This window comes from Candidatus Delongbacteria bacterium, from assembly GCA_041675285.1.
Lineage (GTDB): Bacteria > CAIWAD01 > CAIWAD01 > CAIWAD01 > CAIWAD01 > CAIWAD01.
In genome coordinates, this window is the sequence record JBAYTZ010000003.1 from 262,257 (window position 1) to 283,536 (window position 21,280).

Below are 21,280 nucleotides of genomic sequence, written 5' to 3' on the forward strand. Positions count from 1 at the left end.
TCGACCGACGCCCCTCCTCCCCCGTAATCATCGATGCTCGTCTTCCACGGCCTGGCTGCCGGTGTGCGGAACCACCCACCCGGTGGGGGCGGCGCTGGCCTGGGCGGGAAGCGGCAGCTCCGGCCGGCTGTCCGCCAGCACGACGCCATTCTCGTCCACGGCGGTGACCCGCAGGAAGGCCCGGGTGGGCATGCCGATGTTGTGGAAGTAGAGGTCCATGCTGGTGGTCGTCATGGTGGCCACCTGGGGCGAGCCCAGCCACGGGTCGTCGTCCACGTAGAGCTTGTAGGCGTCCACGACGAGGGGATTGCCGTTCACATCCACAATGACGGGGGTGATTTCCAGGTGCATGACGGCGTGGCCGTTCTCGAAGTCCACGGGCGTGAACTGGGCGATGAGCGGCTGGGCGGGCTCGCGCTGGCCGCGCATCAGGGTGTAGGCGGCCGCCGGACCCAGGTCGTCCCACTCGCAGCGGTAGACGGCCACGCCGTAGCGGCCGGCCAGCGATGCGACGAAGCTCCCGCTCGCATCCGCGCCGGCCTGGCCAGGGTTGGCGGTGAGCAGCGCGTCGTCGTTGTCCAGGCAGGCCGCGCCGGGAGGAAAGACCGCCAGGCCCAGCCGCACGCCGCTCTGGTTGTCCAGGCTCAGGGAGCAGCGTTCGCGCGCCGCCAGGTCCAGTTCGTAGACGTGGAGGATCTGGCCCCCCGTACTCGTGCTGCCGGCCAGCGTGCCGGAGAGGGGGACCAGCTCCTCCAGCAGTCCCTGTGCGGGCGCGGCCTGGATGGTGTAGGTCCCGCTGGGTGGTTGAACGGGCCAGGGTTGGGAATTGGCCACGCCCACGTTGCGGCCCTGATTCTCGCCGCTCTGGTGGCCGTTGAACATCACCAGGCAGAGACTTCCCTCCGGACTCAGCGAGCTGACTGCCGGGTTGAGGAAGCCCGTGGTGGAGTTGTTGCTGGCGTAGGTGTAGCCGTAAACACAGGTGCCGGCGTTGGCGACGGCGGGCAGCGCGGCCACGCCCGTCCAGCCGTTCACGGTGAAGCGGTAACCGTCCTGGTTGGCACCGGGCTGACTTGAGTAGAACGGGTTGTCGCGGTTCTCGAAGTTGGGCGCCGAGCTGTGCGACTGGGGCGTGTGGGCTGCCAGCGACGTCGCGCTCCACACATGCTGGACGTAGGCGCGGTTGTTGGTCTCGCCGCCAGGCGGGGACTCTGCCTTCTCGTTGTTGCAGTCCAGCAGGGAGCCGATCTCGTGGCGGCCGCCCTTTAGCGTTCCCGGTGAGACGGCCGTGCGCTGGGCGGAGGCCCCGGCGGCCAGGGCGGCAAGATCCGCGCTGGTCTCCACGGTCACGCCGTCCACAGTGAAGCGCTGGTTGAAGCCCGCGGAGACGGTGCCGGGGCCGAGGTTGGCGTAGCCCACGTCCAGCACGGTGGTGCCGGGCAGAAGGAGGGACGGCAGCTGGCCCACGGTGCCGCTAGAGACGCGGGGGACCAGGGAGCCGCTCCAGCCGGCGGGGGTGGCGTGGGTCAGGTCGCCCCGGGCGGGGCCCCAGGTCAGGGTGTACGTGGCGGAGTGGAGTCCTTCCGAGCGCAGGTTCTTGCACACCACCAGGGCGTGATACCCGGGTGTCGCGGGAGTGAACACGCCGCCCACCCCTCCGTTCCCCCCTGAGGGCAGCAGACTCAGGGCCGCCGTGGCACGGGAGAAAAGCGTCGTGGAGGCAGGATAGACAAAGAGGGCCGGCGTGGCCATGCCATCCGTCACGGTCAGTTCGAAGGTGATGGAATTGGTGTTGACGGCCTGGAACTCGAAGATGTCCAGCACCTCGCCCACCGCCAGCTCACCGCTGGCCATGGTGGAGGTGGTGGAGGGTGGCACGCCCACATAGCTCGACCCCTGCCCTTCCAGCGTGTAGGCATCGGAGCCGTCGCTCTGGTTGATCACCCCCACCCAGTCGGCGTCGGCGCCCGTGTTGTTGTTGCAGCCTACGAAGTCCGTGTACAGGGACTGCTGGGAGCTGGCCACGGGATCCGTCCAGCCGCTGGTGGACGTGGGCGCTTCGTCGAAGAGCTGCAGGTCGTAGTCCGTGTTCACGCTGGAGACGACTCCGAACGCCTCCCACCAGCCGGTGAAGTTGCCGCCGTTGCTGTACCCATCCAGGGCCTGCTCCACGGATCCCTGCGGATTGGGGCGCGGCCCCCGAGAAAAGGTGGCGGGCACGCCGTCGGCCAGCGGGACCGCGTCCCAGCAGAAGGACTCCGTGTAGCTGTTGTCGCCTTCCCAGACTTCCTCCACCACGTCGTACACGTCCAGCGCCATGCGCAGATAGTGGCGGCCGCCCCGCACATCCGTGTGGCTGACATTGCGGTCACCGAATTGTCCGGCCTCCGTATCGGGGGTGCTGACCACCATCTGCTCGGCATCGTCCCGCCACAAGCGGGCGTGGGCGCCGCCCGTGCTTCCGGCCAGGGCGTCATAAAACCAGTTGAGGCGCAGGGCGTTGTAGGTTGGGGATGGCAGCAGGTTCGCCGGGAGGTGGGCGCCGATGCTGTTGGCCGGCACCAAGGGCCCGTGCCAGCCCGCTGGGGTGGCGGGAAGCAGGTTGTTGCCGTCGATTCCACCCAGGTTGGGCATCACGCCGATCTCCTTGTGGGAATCCACCGGCCCTTGCGGGGTGCCATACCCTTGCAGCATGGAGCGCAGCGCGAGGGGAGTGGGAAACTCGCCGGACTGATTGCGCAGGATGAGAGCCAGGCTCGCCGCCGCCCCCGCCACGATGGGCGTGGCGCTGGAGGTGCCGCTGAAGAATTGGGTGTAGTCCTGGGTGCAGCCATCCTGGTCGAAGGATGCGCCATACCCGGCGGCGCAGACACCATCACCCCAGCCAAAGAAGTCCACCCGGCTGCCGTGGTTGGTCCAGCAGGAGGCGTTGTGCGGCAGGGGGCTGTCGGCGGCCCCCACCAGCAGGGCGCCGGAGTCGCGCAGGGAGCGGTTGAAGGCGCCGTTGTAGCTGATCCCATCCAGGTCCATGCTGCCGTTGCCCGCCGCTTCCACGCAGATGCGCCCGTTGGCCGTGTTGGCCTGGATCACGTCGAAGTTGTCCTGCCAGTACTCCATGGCGACGTATTCGAACTGGTCGCAGTTGCAGGTGCAGGTGGTGCCTTGGCCCGGGCCGTGGGCGTGGATCTCGATCAGGTACATCTCGCCCGGGTCCAGCCACTGGCCGGTGCTCAGCAGGGTGTTGGAGACATCCGGGAAGCTGCCGCTGTCGGATTGCCAACTGCGGCCGGAGAAGCGGGCCTCGGGAACCAACCCGGTGATGCCGAAGCCGTTGTCGCAGGCGCCCATGATGGAGACCACCGCCAGGCCGTGGTTCCCTTCGGTGGCCTGGGTGTCGTAGACCGTGAAGTCGCTGTCGATGTCCTCGTGGCCCACGCACCAGGATTGCTCCACGTCCTGGATGTCGTAGCTGGGGATGCCGTTGCCGTAGGCGGGATCCAGACTCCAGGCATGGTCGATGCCCACGCCCACGGGCGCAGGATCCCGGTAGCCCTGCAGGCTGCTGTAGTCGGGCGTGGGCGGCGCCACGTCCGGCCCGCAGGTGGCCTCCGCCGGGCGCGGATGGTAATGGCAGGTTTCCACCAGCTCCAGGGCCAGCAGCTCCTTGAGCAGGCCCTGGGGGTCGCGGTTGTCCCCCTTCAGCTCCAGCGAGTACCAGTTGTTGAGGTCCGCCAGATCCAGGCCGGAGCGCTCCTCGCCCCGGGCCACATAAGCATCCACCACCTCCTCGGAGAGGGTCCAGCGCCGCAGCAGACGCAGTTCCGGGTGGCGGGCCAGAAAGGCCTTGACGGGGGAGAGATCCTCGCCCTCCAGCGAGACCGGCGCACCGTCGCGCAACCGCACCCGGGACGTCTCACGGAACTTCACGCGCACGTGGTCCACGTAGACGTCGGCCGGGTTCGTCAGCTCCAGGAACTGGCCCCGGGGCAACTGGAAACGCGGCTTGAGGGACCGGTTGTCCAGGGCGTTCGCCGCCGTGGCCAGCAGAGCCAGTCCCGCCACCAGCAACACATGCTGTTTCATTGTTCCACTCCTGGCTTCGGTTGCTCCAAGGGCGGGATGTCGGTGTCACGGGTCACGAATGTCGTGGCCGGGGGGGCCGGAGGCGGTGTCACATGCTCCAGCTCCAGGCGCAGGCGGGCCACCTTGTCCAAGTCGCCCCGGGCGATCTCCTGCTCCAGCCGCAGGGTCAGCCACTCCCGGCGTTGGGTCTGTTTGAGCGTTCCGACGCTTCGCTCCAGTTCCGCTCGTTCGGCGGGGGCGGCGGCGCGGATGGCGGATTCGAGCGTGCGAAGGGCGAGTCCATGCCGGCTGCGCAGCTCGGCCAGGGCGGCGGGCTCGGCTGCTGGGACGGGCTCAGCGGCCTGGAGCAGGCCCCCGAGGGCGCAGACCAGGCAGAGCAACAACAAGAGCTTGTTCACGGCGGATCCTCCAGTGCTGGGTGTGTGATCATTTCCTCGGGGCTCCAGGGCGGCCAACCCCTGCTCCAGGCGCGTCGCGTCCTCCAGCTCGCCCCGGGAGAGGGCGTCGGCGCGCAACCACTCCAGCTCCTCGCGCTGCTGGCGCAGTTTCAGCTCGAGCATCTCCTGCTGCAGATGCTGGATCTCCAGCAGGTCCCGCGCGGCCTGCAGGCGGTCCCGCAGGCTCAGGTAGGCCTGCCAGTGTCCCTGGCGCAGGGCCTCCAGTGTGCCCGTGCCGACGGCGACGGCCGGGCTAGAATCCGGCGGGATCCGCTCGGGCCCGTGTCCGCCGGGTTCGGGAGCCTGGGTCTGGACTTCCATGACGTCCTCCTTCTGATGCGGCGCAGCGACGGGAGCCTGAGCTCCCGGCTCCGCCGCCGGCCCGGGCTCCCGGGCCTGAATCAAGGATCAGATTCAGCGCTTTCAGTTCTCGATAGCTCCACTTTCATTCGCTGGAAATTTCAGCGCTTTCTCCGGCAGGGTATCGAATGCCGGCCCGGACCGGCCCCGGCGGGCCCCGTGACGGGCAGCGGCGGTGGATCACCCCGCCCGGCAATGCTATCTACCAGCATGAGTCTGATCGATTCCACCCGCGTGGAGCGGGCCCTCCAGCGCCTCGCCGCCCTGAACGAAGACAGCCGCCCGCGCTGGGGGCGGTTCACGGCGCTGCGCATGCTGGAGCACTTGGGCAACTCGCTGGAGATCGCCCTGGGTCTGCGCCAGGCCCGGGCTCGCGTGCCCGCCTTCGTCTTTCCCCTGGCTCGGCTGTTGGGCGGCCTGCCCCTGCCCATCCCCCACGGCCTGCCCTCCACGGCTGAGTTCCTGGAACCCGGCGGCCGCAGCTTCGCCGAGACCAAAGCGCACGTGGAGGGTCTGTTGCGCCGCTTTCACCGGGACGTGCTGGGCAATCCGCTGGCCCGGCACACGCACCCGCTCTTCGGTCCGTTGACGCGCCTGCAGTGGGCGGCGCTCCAGGACCGCCACCTGGAGCACCATTTCGGGCAGTTTGGGCTATGAGCCCGGAATCCCCCACCAACGAGGTGCGCCGGCCCGGCCGCCGCCCCTTCCGCAGCCGCTCCCGCCGGGAGGGCGTGCGGCCTGCGGCGGAATTGATCCCCGCGGCCACGCGGCAGGTGCTGGAACTCGACCGCCTGCTCGAGTGGGTGGCCGAGGGCGCGGTGACCACGGAGGCCGCCAGCCGGCTGCGCGAGGGCCGGCCGCACGAGGACGAGGAGGCCCTGCGCGAGGATCTGGCCTGTCTGGCCGAGATGCTGGACCTGCTGGAACGGGGCACGGCCCCCGCGCTGGGCGCCCTGGCCGAGGGCGAGGCGCCGCTGCGCCGGCTGCAGGAAAGCCCGGATTGGCTGGAAGGGGAGGAGCTGCGCGCGCTGTCCGGGTTGCTGGAGCTGTCTGGCGAGCTGGCGGGCGCCGCGGCGGACCCCCACGCGCCGCGGCTCTCCCTGTGGCGCGGCGGGCTGGCGGAGTTTCGCCGCGAGCTGGCGGACATCCTGCGCGCCATCGGCGAGGACGGCAGCCTGCTGGACGGCGCCTCGCCGGAACTGCGCCGCCTGCGCCGGCTCTACGGCTCCGAAGAACAGCGCATGCGCAAGGAGCTGGAGCGCGTGGAGCAGGACTGGCGCGCTCGCGGCCTGCTGGGCGACACGGGGCTGGGCTGGCGCGAGGGCCGGCCCGTGCTGCCCGTCAACTCGGGCGCTCTGGGCCGCGTGCAGGGCCTGGTGGTGGACCAGAGCCAGAGCGGCCGCACCTTCTTCGTGGAGCCCGCCGCCTGCCTGGAGATCCGCACCCGGCTGAGCCGCACGGAGGTGGAGATCCGCCAGGAGGAGGTGCGCATCCTGCGCGGCCTCTCCGAGGCTTTGCGCGCCCGGGGCGAGGAACTGTCCGCCAGTTGGGAGATCCTGCTCGAGCTGGATCATCTGAAGGCCCGGGCCCGCTGGGGACGCGGGCTGGAGGCGCGGGTGCCGGAGATCTCGGCCGGTGTGGAGCTGGTCATCGTCCAGGGCCGGCATCCGCTGTTGGCCCGGCATCTGGCCGTGGTGCCGCTGGACCTCCGGCTGGGCGAGGCGGGCGGCGACCGCGTGCTGCTGATCTCAGGCCCCAACGCCGGCGGCAAGACCGTGGCCATGAAGACCGCCGGGCTGTTCGCGCTGCTGCCCCGGCTGGGGCTGCCCCTGCCTTGCGGCGAGGGGACGAAGATTCCGCTGCTGGCCACGGTGTTGACCGACATCGGCGACCAGCAGTCCATCGAGAACGACCTCTCCACCTATTCCAGCCACCTGGCCCGGATGAAAGTGATCCTCGAGCATGGGCCGCTGCCTGGCCTTTTCCTGGTGGACGAGCTGGGCTCGGGCACGGACCCGGAGGAGGGCAGCGCCGTGGCCGTGTCCTTCCTGGAGCGCATGCTGCTCAGTCCCGGCCTGACCGTGGTGAGCACGCACCTGGGCCAGCTCAAGGCCTTCGCCCACGACCGACCCGGCCTCCAGAACGCCTGCATGAGTTTCGACGAGGAGCGCATCGTGCCGACCTTCCGGCTGGTGCAGGGCGTGCCGGGCTCCAGTTACGCGCTGGAGATCCTGCAGCGGATGGGCATGCCGCGCGTCCTCCTGGATCGGGCCCGCCACCACATGGGCAGCGAACAGAAGAACCTTGCTCGGCTGATCGGCGACCTGCAGTCGCGCGTGGCCACGGCCGAGCGCGAGCGCCAGGCCGCGGAGGCGGGCCGGATCAAGCTGGACTCGCTGGTGGCGCGCTACGAGGAGAAGCTCAAGGCCGCCCAGAAGGAGGCCCGGGAGCTGAAGCACCAGGCCGTCTCGGAGGCCGCGCAGATCGTCAAGGGCGCCAGCCGGCTGGTGGAGAACACGGTGCGCGAGATCCGCCAGGGCGTGGCCGCCAAGGAGACGGTCCAGGCCGGCCGACACCGCATCGCCGAGCGGTTGGAGGTTCTGCAGAAGAGCGAGCAGCAGCTGGCTCCGCGTCCCGTGGCCCCGCAGGAGCTGGGCGTGTTGAAGGTGGGGGACCGGGTGCGGCTGCGCGACCTGGAGTCGCCGGCCATCGTGCGGCGCGTGGAGAAGGGCGGCGAGCGCCTGCAGGTGGAGGCCGGGATCCTCAAGCTCTCCGTGGAGCGCGGGCGCGTGCTGGAGGTGCTGCCCCCCGAGGACCGCCGGGAGCGCGAGCGCCGGGGCGGCGTGAGCATCCACACCAGCGACCCCGGGCTGCGGCTGGACCTGCGCGGCCGCAGCGCCGACGAGGCGCTGGTGGAGCTGGACGCCTACGTGGACGACTGCCTGGTGAGCGGCCTGCCCTTCGCCACCATCCTGCACGGCAAGGGCACGGGTGTGCTGCGGCAGGTGGTGCAGGATCATCTGCGCGGCAATCCGCGCGTGCTCAGCTACCGCGACGGCCAGCCCGAGGAGGGCGGCGACGGCGTCACCATCCTCAAACTCGACGTCTGACATGGGCAAAAGAACTCACCACGAAGAACACGATGAAGGAAGAAGCGCACGAAGTTTGAGCTGAGATGAGAGAACTCAAACCATCCATGCCGGTTGAACTCAACACGTCCAGAGAGCCAATCCTGCCCTTCGTCCTTCTTCCTGTGCTTCTCCGAGCTTCGTGTCCTTTGTGGTGAACGTTTTGATCTGGTGAAGTGGAGTGCCGCCGTGGGACGCATCCCCGAAAGCGTGATCCAGCAGGTGCTGGACGCCGTCGACATCGTCGATCTGGTCTCCGAGTACCTGACGCTGAAGCGCGCCGGCGCCCACTTCAAGGGTCTCTGTCCCTTCCATCAGGAGAAGACCCCCTCCTTCACGGTCAATCCCTCCCTGCGCCTCTACAAGTGCTTCGGCTGCGGCAAGGGCGGCAACGCCATCGGCTTCCTGATGGAGAGCGAGGGCCTGTCCTTTCCCCAGGCCGCCCGGCGGCTGGCGGAGCGGGCAGGTATTTACGTGCCGGACCAGGATGAGCGCGAGCCCGAGGCCCGGACGCTGGAAGACCGCCTGCAGACCGTCAATCGGACGGCGCTGGAGTGGTTCCGGCGCAACCTGCAGCTCCAGGTGCGGCAGCCCGGACCCCTGGCCGCCTACCTGGCCAAACGCGGGCTGGGCGGCGAGGCTCAGGAACGCTTTCAGCTGGGCTGGGCCCCGGACGAGTGGCGCGCCCTGCTGGAATATCTGGGCACGCTGGGGCTGGGCGAGGAGCTGGCCGTGCAGTCCGGCGTCAGCCTGCGCGCAGAGACCGGCCGCGTCTACGACCGCTACCGGGGCCGACTGATCTTTCCCATCCGCAACGTCAGCGGCACGGTGATCGGGTTTGGCGGTCGGGTGATCGACGCGGCGCCCGACCAGCCCAAGTACATCAACAGCCCCGAGACCCTGTTGTATCACAAGGGGCGCACGCTCTACGGACTTTACGAGAACAAGAACGAGATCCGCCGGGAGCGCACGGCCGTCCTGGTGGAGGGGTATCTGGACCTGATCGGGCTCTGGGAGGGCGGGATCCGCAACGCCGCGGCCACGCTGGGCACGGCGCTCACCGGCGAGCAGGCTCTCCTGCTCAAGCGCTTCGCCGACCGCGTGATCTTCCTCTACGACGGCGATTCCGCCGGCCAGGAGGCCATGGCTCGCGGCGCGGCCAGCCTGATCGGCGCGGGGCTGGACCTGCGGGTCTGCCGTCTGCCCGCCGGACAGGATCCCGACGACTTCGTGCGCGGTGCCGGCGCACCCGCCATGAAGGAGCTCCTGGCCGAGGCGCAGGATTACTTCCGCTACCGCATCGAGCACTTCCGTCAGCGCCAGGACCAGGCCACACCGACGGAGTTCCGCGAGTTCGTGCAGAACCTGGCCGGCGCCGCCGGGCTGGTGGAGGACCTGCTGCACAAGTCCCAGCTCTTCCAGCGCATCGCCCGGGCCAGCGGCATTCCAGTCCACGAGGTGGAGCGCCTGGCCGCCGAGCAGACCCGCCGCGCCACCCAGACCTGCGAGAGCCCGGTGGAGGAGGACGGCGCGGCCCTGCGCCTGGAACGCGGCAGCCTGAGTCGCGACCAGCGGCGCGAGCTGCTGCTTTTTGAACTTTTCATGCGCTCCCGGGAGTCGCGCGAACTCATCGCGGAGAGCCTGGACCTGGACGAGTTGCATCATCCGCTGCTGCGCGAGGCCTTCCGCCAGGCTCTGGCCGCCTTCACGGACGAGGAGGGCGGGCTGGACAGCTGGGCGCACTCCAGCAGCAACCGGCACATCCGCGAATTGGCTCTGGCGGCCTTGACCGAAGCGCCGCGCGCCGGGGACGTGGAGGAGGCGGGGGACCTGTTGCGCCGGCTGGAGGAGGCCCGGGTGCAGGGGCGGATGGAGGAGATCCGGCGCCAGCTGCGGGCGGGGAATCTGGCGGAGGATCTGATGGAGGATCTGAAGCGGGAATTCGCGGATCTGCTGCAGCGCAAGCACGAGGCCTGAGGCGGACGTGGTGGGGATTCGCGCGACTCGGTGAGTCCTGAAAATTGTACTGACGCGCCCTCCCACTTACCCCCCGCCCACCCCTAGAAGGGAGGTTCCGGGGGCGCCGCGGCCAAACGGAAGAGCTCGTGAGCGGGTTCCCGGCTTTTCTGCGGAATGTCGGTGCTTCCAGCGCGCCGTGGTCGCGAATCCCGACAGCTGCAGCCGCCCAACTTCCAGCCGCGCCGTGCTGTCCACATCCCAGACGCCCCGGCTCGTCACCTCCAGGCCGCTCAGCCGCCGCCCTCGTCCCCCAGCCGCTCCGCCTGGATGGCCGCCAGCGCGCCCAGCACGTGGGTGTGCAACTCTTCCAGCTCAAAGGGCTTGCGCAGCACGCCCAGCACCACGGCCGGATCCACCTGGCCGGAGACGAGGTCATCGGCCCAGGCCGTCATGATCAGCGCCCGCAGCCGCGGATCCCGCCGCCGCAGCTCCTGCAGCAGCTCCCAGCCGTTCATGCGCGGCATGCGCAGGTCCAACAGGGCCAGGTCCAGGTGCGGGGACTGCGCGTCCACCCAGGCCAGCGCCTCCGGCGCGCCGGAGAACGAGGTCACCTGACAGCCCAGCGAACGCAGGATGCTCTGCACCACGCCGCGCACCACCTCGTCGTCGTCCACCACCAGCACGTGCCCGCCCAGCCCCTCGGCCCCGGACTCGGCGTGGGTCTCCCCGTGGCTTAGGGGCAGCAGGATGCGGATCTGGCTGCCGCTGCCCGGTCGGCTCTCGGCGTCGATGCTGCCGCGATGCCCGCGGATGCAGCTCCACGCGCTGGAGAGCCCCAGTCCGGCGCCGCCCTCCTTCTTGCGCGTGGTGAAGAAGGGGTCGAAGATCCGCTCCAGCACCTCCTCGCTCATCCCCGCCCCGGTGTCGCGCACCAGCAGCTGCAGGTGCGTGGGCGGCAGCCCGGTGCGATCCCGCGTGCTGCCCTCGGGAATCAGGTTGCTGGTGATGAGCTGCATGGTGCCGCCGCGCGGCATGGCCTCGCAGGCGTTGAGGCAGATGTTGTGCAGCGCGTCCTCCAGGCGGCCGGCGTCGCCCCAGATGCGGTAGGTGCGGGCCTCCAGCCGCAGGCGGAAGTGGACCAGCGGATGCTCGGGCCGCAGGCGTTCCGCCACCTGGCCCACCAGCGCGTGGAAGTCCAGCGCGCTGAACTGGCCGCCCCGGCCGCGCGTGAAACTGATCAGCCGGCGGATGTGCTGACTGACGCCCTCGGCGGCCTTGCGGATGGACTGCGTCCACTGGCTGGCGGAGGCGTCCTCGGCCAGCCGCTCGCGCAGCATGTCCGAGTAGCCCATGATCACCAGGAGTTGGTTGCTGATGTCGTGGGCCAGGTGGCTGGCCAGCTCGTTCAAGCTGTCGAGTTTCTGGGCCAGCAGCCGGCGATTCTCCAACCGGCGGCGGCGCTGCTCCTCGCGCTGATGCGGCCCCTTCTCCAGCGCCAGGCAGACGGCCAGCCGGCCCTGCAGCGTCCAGTGGGCCTCGTAGAGCAGGCCGTTCAACTCCTGCTCGCGGCGCACGGTCAGTCCCGTCCGCAGCAGCGTGGCGGGCGGCCGCCAATCCCCCACCCCCGCCTCCGGCCCGGGCAGCAGCCGTCCGGGCTGCAGGCCGCAGCGCCGGGCCGCCTCGTTGCAGCCCGCCACCGCGCCTTCCGCGTCCACCAGCAGCAGCAATCCGGCCACGCCGTCCAGCATCAGGTCGCGCTGCAGCTGCGCCTCCCGGCGCTGCCGCCGCCCCGCCTGCAACTGTTGCTGGCTGTCGCCCAGAGTCAGCAGACGCTCCACGTCGTCGGGCAGCGTGTGCATCCAGTGACCCGTCCGGGGCAGCACGTCCAGGGCGCCGCGCCGCACCCAAGCCGCGGCCAGGCGCTCGTCGCCGCCCGGGCAGAGAACGGCCCACGGCGGCAGACAGCCGGCCTCCTCCAGTTGGCGGAGCAGTTCGGCCGTGCTCATGTCGGCGGGATCGGGATCCAGCAGCAGCAGGTCGACAGGTTGCTCGCGCAGGCGGGCGACGGTCTCCGCACCGCCCAGGCTGCTCTCCACCAGGTGGCCGGTCATGATCAGATCCCCGGCCTGGCGCAGCACGGCGGGGTCACGGCTGACGAGGAACACGCGGCGCACCGGTTCTCCTCCTAACGATCGACCCTCAGGTAGAGCAGCAGCGCCGCCGTGAGGAAGGCGGCGTTGGGAATCCACGCGGCGGCGATGGGCGGCAGCAGGCCCTTGTAACCCAGGTTCTGACAGACCACCTGCACGCCGTAATAGGCGAACGCGCTGAGCAGGCTCAGCCCGAAGCCCAGCATGGTGCTGGAGCGGTTGCGGCGCAGCGCCAGCGGCACGCCGAACAGCGCGATCACGAGGTTGGCCAGCGGGGAGGCCAATTTGGTCTGGGCGTTGACCTCCCAGCGCCGGGTGAAGGAGCCCGCGGCCTGCTGACGCTCGATGAAGGCCGTCAGTTCGCGCAGGTTCATCTCCTCGGGCACGGCCTGCAGCGTCTCCACGTCCTCGGGCCGCAGCTTGAGCTCCTTGAGCACGTAGACCTGGAAGGGCCGGCTGACCAGCAGCGGGCTGAGGTGGCGCTCCTCGCCGGCAAGCAGGATCCAGCCGATGTCCGTGTGACGCAGGGTGTCGGCGTCCAGGCGCGAGACCAGCCGCCCGTCGACGATGCGCAGGAAGCTGGCGCGCCGGCCCCAGCCTTCCTTCACGTGGTAGTTCTCCAGCGTCAGGAAACTGCGCGAGTCGTTCTGGAAGAAGATCCGCCCGCTCTGCTCGCCCAGCGAGGCGGGCTTCTTGCGGATGTTGGTGCGGTAGATTTCCATCCGCTCGCGCGAGGTGTCCGTCACCAGCGTCTCGCTCATGTAGAAGGCCAGCCCGCTGGCCAGCAGCGCCCAGAGGGCGATGAGCCGCTGCAGGCGCCCCGGGCTGATCCCGCCGGCCTTCATGGCCGTGATCTCCATCCGCCGGTGCAGACCGCCCAGCGTGAAAATCACCGTGAGCAGCAGGATCACGGGCATGATCAGGACCAGGATCTGCGGCGTGTAGAGCAGGTAGTAGCGGACGATGACCGGCGTGGAGGTCTGGGTGTCGATGAACTTGTCCAGGTTCTCCATCAGGTCCACGGTGATGTACATCATCAGGCTGGCCAGCGCCGTGAAGACGGCGATGCCCAGAAAGCGCTTGAGCAGATAGCGGGTCAGAATGCTCACGCGGCGTCCTCCGGGCTGTCCTGCTCCAGCTTGCGCGCCAGCTCGGCCATTTTCACGGCCTCCGTGTCCACGCCCTCGGACCGGGGCTCGGCGCGCTTGAAGCGGGCCAGCCAGGCCGGCAGCTGCACGGGAGTGCCTTCGCGCACGGCGCTGCGCATGAACCACAGCCCCACGCCCAGCATCACCACGTTGGGCGCCCACATGGCCACCGCCGGCGAGAGGAAGCCGCGGTCCGCCAGATCCTCCCCGCCGATGAGGAAGATCCAGTAGATCAGGAAGAACAGCACGCTCAGCGAGCCTGAGACCCCCAGTCCGCCGCGGCCGGAGCGTACGCCCAGCGGCACGCCCAGCAGCACGAAGGTCAGGATGGCCGCGGGCAGGGCGAACTTCTTGTGCACCTCCACCAGGTAGCTGCGGATCTTGCGCGCGTTGCGCACCGGATCCTGCTCGCGCCAGCGCTTGACGCGCTGCAGCATCTGGCTCGTGGTCTGCTCGCGGTCGTTGCGGTACTTGGTCTCCTGGCGCTGCAGCAGGGCGTTGCGCGCGTCGATGCGCAGCTCGCTCTGGCGGAAGTCCAGCAGGCCGTAACGGCCCGGTTCGCGCCAGTCCCGGCGGTGGATCTGGCCCGAGTAGAGCGTCAGCAGGAACTCGCCCTGTTCCTCGTCCAGCTGCAGCAGCGCGCTGTCCGCCAGGATGGTCTGGTGGATCCCGCGCTCGTCCTCCTCGAAGATCGTCACGCCCTGCATGCGGCGCGTGGCGTGGTCCACCGTGCGGCTGTGCACCACCAGCCCGGGCACGTCGAAGAGGAACAGCCCGTCCTCCATCTGCATGGTCGGCGCCTTGCGGAAGATGGTCCGTCGGAGCAGGTTGCTCTTGTAGTTGAAGTCGGGCAGGACCCAGTTGTTGTAGGCCATCAGCCCCGCCGTGAGCACGGCGCCGGCCACCAGCAGCGGGATCGTCAACCGCCAGAGGCCCACGCCGCCGGCCTTCATGGCCGTGATCTCGTGGTCGCCGGCCAGCCGCCCGAAGGCCATCAGCGTGGCGATCAGCGCGGCCATGGGCACGGCCATGGCCAGGATCCAGGCGATGTTGTAGACGAAGAACTCGAGGATCAGCCGGGTGGGCAGTCCCTTGCCCAGGATCTTGCCCAGCATCTGGAAGGCGAAGTTGAGCACGAACAGGAAGACGATCAGCGACAGGCTGTAGATGAAGGGCGCGATGTGCTCGCGCAGGACGTAGCGGGTCAGGCGACTCACGGACGGACCCCGCCCGCCGCGTGTGTCACGACCGTGCGTCGCCTCCAAGCCGCGCTGCGCGGCTGTCCTGCGCCTGATTGCATCAATCGCGATCCAGGACGCGCAGCCAGGCCAGGAACAGGTTGAAGATGTCCAGGAAGAGCATCAGCGCCGCCGCGGTGGGCGGGATGCTCCGCGCGTTGTTGAGGATGCGGCTCAGGTCGTAGAGGATGAAGCCGTTGAACAACAGAATCAGAATCATCGGCACCACGCTCTCCAGCAGCGGGCTGTGCAGCCAGAAGGCGTTGAGCAGCTGGGCCACGATCATGGTGATCAGGCCGGTGATCAGGAAGCCGCCCATGAAGCTGAAATCGCGCTTGCTGATCCAGGCGTAGGCGCTCAGCGCCAGGGTGTTGACGACGGTGATGCCGCCGGCCATGGCCAGGGTCTGCAGGCCGTTGAAGCGCGAGAGGGTCACGAAGATGATGGGCGCCATGAGCAGACCCATGGCGAAAGTGAAGACATAGTAGGCCGTGCCGGCGCGCGGTCCCGTGGAGGCGGTGGTGGCCCACATGATCAGGCCGATCATCCCGAACATCCCGATGAAGGGGTGGCCGGCCACCAGAGCCAGCACGGGCGGCATCATCCCCACCTGAGTGCCGGCGGCCGCCACCAGCAGGCCGATCAACAGGTAGCCCAGCACCTTGCGCAGGTAGGCGACCTGAGCGGGATTGTCCACGATGCTCAGGGGCACCGCAGTCAGTTGAAAGCGTCCGCGTTGCATGCTATTCCCTTCCAATTCGAATTCGACTTTCCCGGTGTCGCGGTCATCCCGGCAGAAGCTGGGGCGCCTTGTTTTCCACCTTTCTGCTTGCGCCAGAAAGGTGGAGCCAAAGAGGCGCTTTTTCTCACCGGCCGTAACTAGCCCGCCTCACGGCGGGCGTCAAACAGACGGCCGAGCGAACTACTTCCTGCCATCGTGTAGTTGGTTCGCGCTGCGCGCTTCACCCAGTTTCTGGTTCAGCGCTGCGCGCTTCACCTCACGTGACACAATTCGGCTTCGAGCCTTCGTGCTCAAACCGACAGTTGGAAGAGCCTCGCCCAACCAAGGTCAATACCACTTCGACAGCCAAGGCCAAATCCAGCAAAATCTCTGTGCCTCTGTGCCTCTGTGCCTCTGTGTTGAGGAGGCCAGTCGACGCTAGAGATCCCCGCCGGCCGGCCGGAGGACCAGTTCCTCCACCAGGGCGCGACTGGAGGCGTCGGCACAGGCCTGCACGGCGGCAGCCACGGCGTCGGCGTCCATCATCTTCGAGTAGTCCAGCTCCCGGTCGCCCCAGATCGGCGTCTCCGTGGCCCCGGGATAGACGTTGCTGATCCCCACGCCCTTGTCGCGCAGTTCCGCGCGCGCCGTATCCATCAGGCTGGCCAGCGCGGCCTTGGTGGCGCCGTAGAAGCCGCAGGCGGCGTAGGCTTTCAACGCGGTCACGCTGATCACGTTGATCACGCGCAGCGGACGGCCCTGGCGCAGCGCCGGGTCCGCGCAGATCTTGAGCAGGCGCCAGGGACCCAGCACCTGGGTCTCCCACATGGCCTGCGCCTGTTCCTCCTCGGCCTTGAGCAGCGACCCCGCCACGAACAGGCCGGCGTTGTTCACCAGCACGTCGATGGGCAGCGCCTCGGCGCGCAGCCACTGGCCCAGCGCCGCGACGTCGGCGGCGCGGCTCACGTCGCAGACCCGGGCCGTCACCTGGCCGGGGTACTCGGCTTCCAGCCCCCGCAGGGCCGCTTCCAGCCGTTCGCGATTGCGCCCGCAGAACAGCACGCGCTCCCCGGCGGCCAAAAGGCGGCGCGCGCAGGCCAGCCCGATGCCGCTCCCCCCGCCGCTGATCAATACCTGTCGCATGCCTGCTCCTCCGAAAAGTTGAACCCAAGTCTCACCACAGAGAACACAGAGGCACAGAGGGGAACGAAGAACGGGAAGAGAGGATTCAGGCTCGGTGTAGAGCGGGACGCGTGCTCTGCGCCACCAACCATCTCCGGTCTCTGCTCTCGTCTCGCTGTCTCAATTGAAAGCGTCTCCGTGTCTTCGTGTCTACTGTGGTGAGATCAAACCCGACGCGGATTACTCCCGCCGCAGCGAGACGATGTTGCGGCCGGTTTCCTCCAGCCGGATCTCCCACAGCTCGCCCACCGGCAGGCGGGACTCCAGCTGGTCCCAGAAGGCCTGGCAGAGATTCTCGGCCGTGGGGATGACTCCCTGCAGGAAGTCCACGTCGAGGTTCAGGTTGTAGTGGTCCACGCGCTCCGTCACGGCGTCGCGGATCAGGCCGGCCAGCTGGTTCAGTTCGATCAGCATGCCCGTTTTGGGGTCCACCTCGCCGCGGACCGTCACCAGCAGCTTGTAGTTGTGGCCGTGGCCGTTGGCGTTGTTGCACTTGCCGTAGAGCGCGCGGTTCTCATCGTCGCTCAAATGCGGGCTGTGCAGGCGGTGGGAGGCGCAGAAGTCCTCCACCCGGGTGATGTAGCAGACAGGCATGATGCTCCGATTTGTCAGGGGCCCCGCAGGGCCGTTCCAATCCACCGCTCCAAACATAGGCTCTGGCGCCCGGCTTTGCACGGGGAGGCCCCTGGCTGGCGGCTCCGACCAGCCGGACGGCGCGGGATCGCGGCGCGGGAATCGCCACATTCTCCGGCCGCCGACAAGCTGGAGGGCGCGTGACGAAGGAACTGCTGTTGGATCAGCCGCTGGCAGCGGCCCTGGGCGCCGCCCGCGCGGCCGCCGCGCTGCTCGAGCGCGCCTGGCTGGAGCGCGAACCCCTGCAGGTGGATCGCAAGGGCTGCCACGACTATGTCACCCAGGTGGACCGGCGCTCCGAGGCCCTGCTGGTGGAGCAGCTGCGGACGGCCTGTCCAGAAATCGGCCTGCTGGGGGAGGAGGGTTCTCACCTGGATCTGGACGCCGAGTCCTTCTGGGTGGTGGACCCGCTGGACGGCACCAGCAACTTCGTCCATGGCTACCCGGCCTTCGCCGTCTCCATCGGCCTGCTCAGGCGTGTGGCGCCGGTGGATCCCGTCCGGGCCGCCACGGTGCGCTTTCCTCAGGTGCTGGGCTGCGAGTCCGTGCTGGGGGTGATCGCCGACGTCTGCCGGCGCCAGCTCTACTTCGCCCACCGGGGCGGCGGAGCCTGGCGCTGCGACCTGCCCGGCGGGCTGGACGAGCCGCTGCCGGCGGCGGAACGCCTGCGCGTGGGCCTGGCCCCGCGGCTGGACGAGGCCTTCGTGGCCACGGGCTTTCCCATCCGCAACAAGGATCTGGCCCGCCTCTATCTGAACCTCTTCGACGCGCTGATGCCGCCGTCGGCGGGCATCCGGCGGGGCGGCAGCGCGGCCCTGGACCTGGCCTACACGGCGGCCGGAATCTTCGACGCCTTCGTGGAGCTGCAGCTGGCGCCCTGGGACATGGCCGCCGGCGTCTGCCTGGTGGAGGAGGCCGGCGGACGCCTGGCCGGCCTGGCCGCCGCCGGCGTGCCGGAACCCGAGCCCCTGGTCAACGGCCACGTGCTGGCGGGCAATCCGGCCCTGGTGGAGGACCTGCAGGCCCGGTTGGCCGGCCGCTTGTGAGAAGTCGGTGAGCATTCCGTCCGGAAGGTTGCCACTCCAGCGGAGCTTCCCTACCTTGGTCAGCCATCAGTGCGAGGGAGACGTGCGACAAAGGTTATCAGCCTCAATTCCACACATGGTTCTCGACGCACCACTCTGAGAAGTCCAGATGCACCTTGAGGGTGCATTTTTTGTGTTTGACCGGGAGGCCAGTCTTGAAGAAGGAACTGCTGCTGCTGATCGAGCTTCAGAAGATTGACAATCAGTTCCGTGAGGTGGAGATCTCCAAGGGGACTCTGCCACAGGAGTTGGAGCGGTTGCAGAATGAGGAGCGGGACCTGACGGTCATGCGCGAGCAATCCCAGATCCGACTCAAGGAGTTGGAGCTGGACCTGCGCAAGCGCGAGAAGCGCCACGACGAGTTCAAGCTCAAGGTGGGGGATCTGCAGAAGCGCCTGTTCTCCACCCAGACCAACCAGGAATACGAGGCCGTCACGCGCGAGATCGAATTCCACCAGGACGCCCTGCTGGAGAACGAACAGGCCATGCAGACCGGCATGGAGCAGCAGCAGGAGCTGGAGCAGCGCCTGGAGGAGAGCGCCGAGCGGGCCACCAAGCTGGCGGATTCGCTGGAGCGCATGCGCGGCCAGTACGCCGAGCACAACCAGTCCTCCGCCGCCCGCATCCAGGACCTGGACGGCCGGCGCGCCGAACTGTGCGAGAGCATTCCCAAGCCGCTGCTGAGCCACTACGACCGCATCCGCAAGGCCAAGGACGGCCGCGGCGTGGTCTCGGTCTATCGCAACAGCAGCTGCGGCGGCTGCTATCAGGCCCTGCCCCCGCAGAAAATCAACAAGGTGCGCATGATGGACGACCTGGTCCTCTGCGAGATCTGCGGGCGCATCCTGATCACGGACACGCTGGACACCAAACTCTGATCGTGGCAGGGGGCCGGAGCAGGCCTGATGGTCGCCGTCCGGGATCCGTAAGGATGGACGGGCGGAGGAAAGTCCGGACTTCACAGGGCAGGATGCCGATGGCGGGCACCGTGAGGTGACGGAAAGTGCCACAGAAAACAAACCGCCCGACCACGGGCAACCGTGCGCCGGGCAAGGGTGAAAAGGTGCGGCCTGGGATCAACCGGGCTTAATGCAAGAGCGCACCGCGCGGCGGGCAACCGTCGCGGCAGGGCAAACCCCATCCGAAGCAAGACCAAGCAGGTTCCAGGGGTGGCCCGCCCGCTCAGCCGGTTTCGGCCGGCGGAACAGGAACCGGGTCGGTCGCGCAGATCAATGACCATCCCCCGTGATCAGCGGGGACAGAATCCGGCTTATGACCTGCTCCGGCCTCCTCTCATGACGGACCGCTTCCCGCCGCGTCTCGCGCGGGACCACACTCGAAGGCAAGAACAATGAAATATCGGACGGAGCTGTCATGGATCTTCTGTGGGAACACCCGGGAGATCTGCAGCAGGACCCACGAGTTGCCCATGTCGCCAGGACACTGAGCCTTCCCCCCGCCATCGCCGCCGTTCTGGTGGGCAATGGCGTGTCGTCGCCCGAGGCGGCGGAAGCCTTTTTCAACCCGGATGCCGACCAGTTGCTGGATCCGGCGCGCTTCCGGGACATGGAAAAGGCGGTGGATTGCCTGACGGAGGCCCTCATCTCCCGTCGACGCATCGCGGTCTACGGAGACTACGACGTGGACGGGGTGACTTCGGTCGCGCTGCTTTATCTCTTTCTCAAGGACGTGGGCGGGGACGTGTTCACGCACATCCCGGTCCGCAACAGTGAAGGCTACGGGCTCTCGGTGGAGGGCGTGGAAAGCATCCGCGCCCGGGGCGCCTCCGTGCTGGTCACCGTGGACACGGGGATCACGGCGCTGGAGGAGATCGCCTATGCCCGGGACGCCGGGCTGGAGGTGGTGATCTGCGATCACCACCAGCCCGGGAGCATGCTGCCCGCGGCCACGGCCATCCTCAACCCCAAACTGCCCGACGAGCCCTATCCCTTCAAGGAACTGGCCGCAGTGGGCGTCACCTACAAGCTCTGCCAGGCGCTGGTGAACCGCCTGGGCGTGGGCGACAGCCTGCTGGAGCGCTACCTGGACCTGGTGGCCATCGGCTCGGCGGCGGACATCGTGCCGCTGGTGGGTGAGAATCGTGTGCTGGTCAGCCGCGGCCTGCGCAAAATCAACCGCGACCCCATGGTGGGCGTGGGCGCGCTGCTCCACGTGGCCGGCCTGCTGCGCCGCGACGTGGACGTCTCGAGCATCGTGTTCGGGCTGGCGCCGCGCATCAACGCCGTGGGCCGGCTGGGCAGCGCCGACCGGGCCGTCAACCTGCTCTGCACGCGCAACCGCGAGAACGCCATCCGCATCGCCCAGGTGCTGGAGGACGAGAACTGCCAGCGCAAGACCATCGACCACGACACCCTGGAGGAGGCCATGGCCGAGGTGCCCCGGGTCTGCGACCTGGAGCACGACCGCGTCATCGTGCTGGCCCGCGAGGGCTGGCACAGCGGCGTGATCGGCATCGTCGCCAGCCGGATCATCGAGCGCTACCACCGCCCCACCGTGATGATCACCATCGACGAGGACGGGATGGGCAAGGGCAGCGCGCGCAGCATCCCGGGCTTCGACATCTACTCGGCCCTGCACAGCTCGGCCGATCTGCTGGTGCAGTTCGGCGGGCACAAGTACGCCGCCGGCCTGACCATCCGCGCCGAGAAAGTGCCCGAGCTGCGTGAGCGCCTGCGCCATTGGTGCAGCTCGCGGCTGGAGTCCGACGACCTGCGGCCGCGCCTGCGCATCGACGCCGAGATTCCCCTGCGCGCCGTCAACCGGGGCTTCCTGGAGCACGTGCAGCGCTTCGCGCCCTTCGGTCCCCGCAACCAGCAGCCGCACTTCCTCAGCCGCGACGTCCACCTGGCGGTCAGTCCGCGCGTGGTGGGCAGCGGCCACCTGATGCTGCGTGTGGAGCAGGAGGGCATCGAGTTCGACGCCATCGGCTACGGGCTGGGGCACCTGCTGCCCAGCCTGGAGCCCGCCGGGCGCGGCGTGGACCTGGTCTACGCCGTGATGGAGAATTCCTGGCGCGGCACCTGCTGCATCCAGCTCCAGATCAAGGATGTCAGCCACGCCGGCCGCCGCCGCCTGGTGGCCCGGGATCCCGGCCGCGAGAACGATTAGCCATAATCTGCCTGGTCATGGTTCTTG

At 68.7% G+C, this 21,280-nt stretch carries 14 protein-coding genes and 1 other RNA gene; 7 read left to right on the plus strand and 8 right to left on the minus strand.

The genetic code is table 11. The features are described from left to right. Positions 1-27 precede the first annotated feature (27 nt). Together WC326_04610 and WC326_04615 are read right to left on the minus strand one after the other, a co-directional pair. Positions 28-4,083: a S8 family serine peptidase gene (locus tag WC326_04610; protein ID MFA7330338.1), complete on the minus strand. Its 4,056-nt coding sequence runs from the start codon at positions 4,081-4,083 to the stop codon at positions 28-30. After that, positions 4,080-4,841: a hypothetical protein gene (locus WC326_04615; protein MFA7330339.1), complete on the minus strand. Its 762-nt coding sequence runs from the start codon at positions 4,839-4,841 to the stop codon at positions 4,080-4,082. Before WC326_04615 ends, WC326_04610 begins: the two co-directional genes overlap by 4 nt. A 249-nt stretch (positions 4,842-5,090) precedes the next feature. Here WC326_04615 and WC326_04620 point away from each other — a divergent pair, with 249 nt between their 5' ends. The 3 genes from WC326_04620 (at position 5,091) to dnaG (ending at position 9,985) form a co-directional block, all read left to right on the plus strand. After that, complete coding sequence (locus tag WC326_04620) at positions 5,091-5,537, plus strand: hypothetical protein (GenBank protein MFA7330340.1); 447 nt, start codon at positions 5,091-5,093, stop codon at positions 5,535-5,537. Continuing rightward, complete coding sequence (locus WC326_04625; GenBank protein MFA7330341.1) at positions 5,534-7,990, plus strand: Smr/MutS family protein; 2,457 nt, start codon at positions 5,534-5,536, stop codon at positions 7,988-7,990. Before WC326_04620 ends, WC326_04625 begins: the two co-directional genes overlap by 4 nt. Positions 7,991-8,197: 207 nt before the next feature. Next, on the plus strand, positions 8,198-9,985 hold the full coding sequence (dnaG, locus tag WC326_04630; protein MFA7330342.1) for a DNA primase: 1,788 nt from the start codon (positions 8,198-8,200) through the stop codon (positions 9,983-9,985). Positions 9,986-10,257: 272 nt separating this feature from the next. Here dnaG and WC326_04635 read toward each other — a convergent pair whose 3' ends face one another. The 6 genes from WC326_04635 to WC326_04660 form a co-directional block, all read right to left on the minus strand. Then, a complete protein-coding gene (locus WC326_04635) occupies positions 10,258-12,141 on the minus strand; it encodes a response regulator (protein MFA7330343.1) in 1,884 nt (627 codons plus the stop codon). A gap of 11 nt (positions 12,142-12,152) precedes the next feature. Beyond that, positions 12,153-13,226, minus strand: a complete 1,074-nt coding sequence (locus tag WC326_04640) for an LptF/LptG family permease (protein ID MFA7330344.1) — start codon at positions 13,224-13,226, stop codon at positions 12,153-12,155. Further along, positions 13,223-14,482, minus strand: coding sequence for an LptF/LptG family permease (locus WC326_04645; protein MFA7330345.1), 1,260 nt, complete (start codon positions 14,480-14,482; stop codon positions 13,223-13,225). The genes WC326_04640 and WC326_04645 overlap by 4 nt, the downstream gene beginning before the upstream one ends. Before the next feature lie 82 nt (positions 14,483-14,564). Next, on the minus strand, positions 14,565-15,245 hold the full coding sequence (locus WC326_04650; protein MFA7330346.1) for a Bax inhibitor-1/YccA family protein: 681 nt from the start codon (positions 15,243-15,245) through the stop codon (positions 14,565-14,567). A gap of 417 nt (positions 15,246-15,662) precedes the next feature. Further along, on the minus strand, positions 15,663-16,367 hold the full coding sequence (locus WC326_04655) for an SDR family oxidoreductase (GenBank protein ID MFA7330347.1): 705 nt from the start codon (positions 16,365-16,367) through the stop codon (positions 15,663-15,665). A gap of 219 nt (positions 16,368-16,586) precedes the next feature. After that, positions 16,587-17,000, minus strand: a complete 414-nt coding sequence (locus tag WC326_04660; protein MFA7330348.1) for a 6-carboxytetrahydropterin synthase — start codon at positions 16,998-17,000, stop codon at positions 16,587-16,589. Positions 17,001-17,179: 179 nt separating this feature from the next. On the opposite strand from WC326_04660, the gene WC326_04665 reads away from it, so the two are divergent. The 4 genes from WC326_04665 to recJ all read left to right on the plus strand — a co-directional run bounded on the left by WC326_04665 (position 17,180) and on the right by recJ (position 21,253). Next, positions 17,180-18,085: an inositol monophosphatase family protein gene (locus WC326_04665; protein MFA7330349.1), complete on the plus strand. Its 906-nt coding sequence runs from the start codon at positions 17,180-17,182 to the stop codon at positions 18,083-18,085. 194 nt (positions 18,086-18,279) lie between these two features. Further along, positions 18,280-19,002, plus strand: a complete 723-nt coding sequence (locus WC326_04670) for a C4-type zinc ribbon domain-containing protein (protein MFA7330350.1) — start codon at positions 18,280-18,282, stop codon at positions 19,000-19,002. Positions 19,003-19,017: 15 nt separating this feature from the next. Next, an RNA gene (gene rnpB / locus WC326_04675) (RNase P RNA component class A) lies at positions 19,018-19,412 on the plus strand. Positions 19,413-19,498: 86 nt separating this feature from the next. Further along, positions 19,499-21,253, plus strand: coding sequence for a single-stranded-DNA-specific exonuclease RecJ (recJ, locus tag WC326_04680; protein MFA7330351.1), 1,755 nt, complete (start codon positions 19,499-19,501; stop codon positions 21,251-21,253). Positions 21,254-21,280: the final 27 nt, after the last annotated feature.

Coding starts and splice junctions, on each gene's coding strand:
- WC326_04610 (MFA7330338.1), bottom strand. CDS start 4,083: ATGAAACAGCATGTGTTGCTGGTGGCGGGACTGGCTCTGCTGGCCACG.
- WC326_04615 (MFA7330339.1), bottom strand. CDS start 4,841: ATGGAAGTCCAGACCCAGGCTCCCGAACCCGGCGGACACGGGCCCGAG.
- WC326_04620 (MFA7330340.1), top strand. CDS start 5,091: ATGAGTCTGATCGATTCCACCCGCGTGGAGCGGGCCCTCCAGCGCCTC.
- WC326_04625 (MFA7330341.1), top strand. CDS start 5,534: ATGAGCCCGGAATCCCCCACCAACGAGGTGCGCCGGCCCGGCCGCCGC.
- WC326_04650 (MFA7330346.1), bottom strand. CDS start 15,245: ATGCAACGCGGACGCTTTCAACTGACTGCGGTGCCCCTGAGCATCGTG.
- WC326_04655 (MFA7330347.1), bottom strand. CDS start 16,367: ATGCGACAGGTATTGATCAGCGGCGGGGGGAGCGGCATCGGGCTGGCC.
- WC326_04660 (MFA7330348.1), bottom strand. CDS start 17,000: ATGCCTGTCTGCTACATCACCCGGGTGGAGGACTTCTGCGCCTCCCAC.
- recJ (MFA7330351.1), top strand. CDS start 19,499: ATGGATCTTCTGTGGGAACACCCGGGAGATCTGCAGCAGGACCCACGA.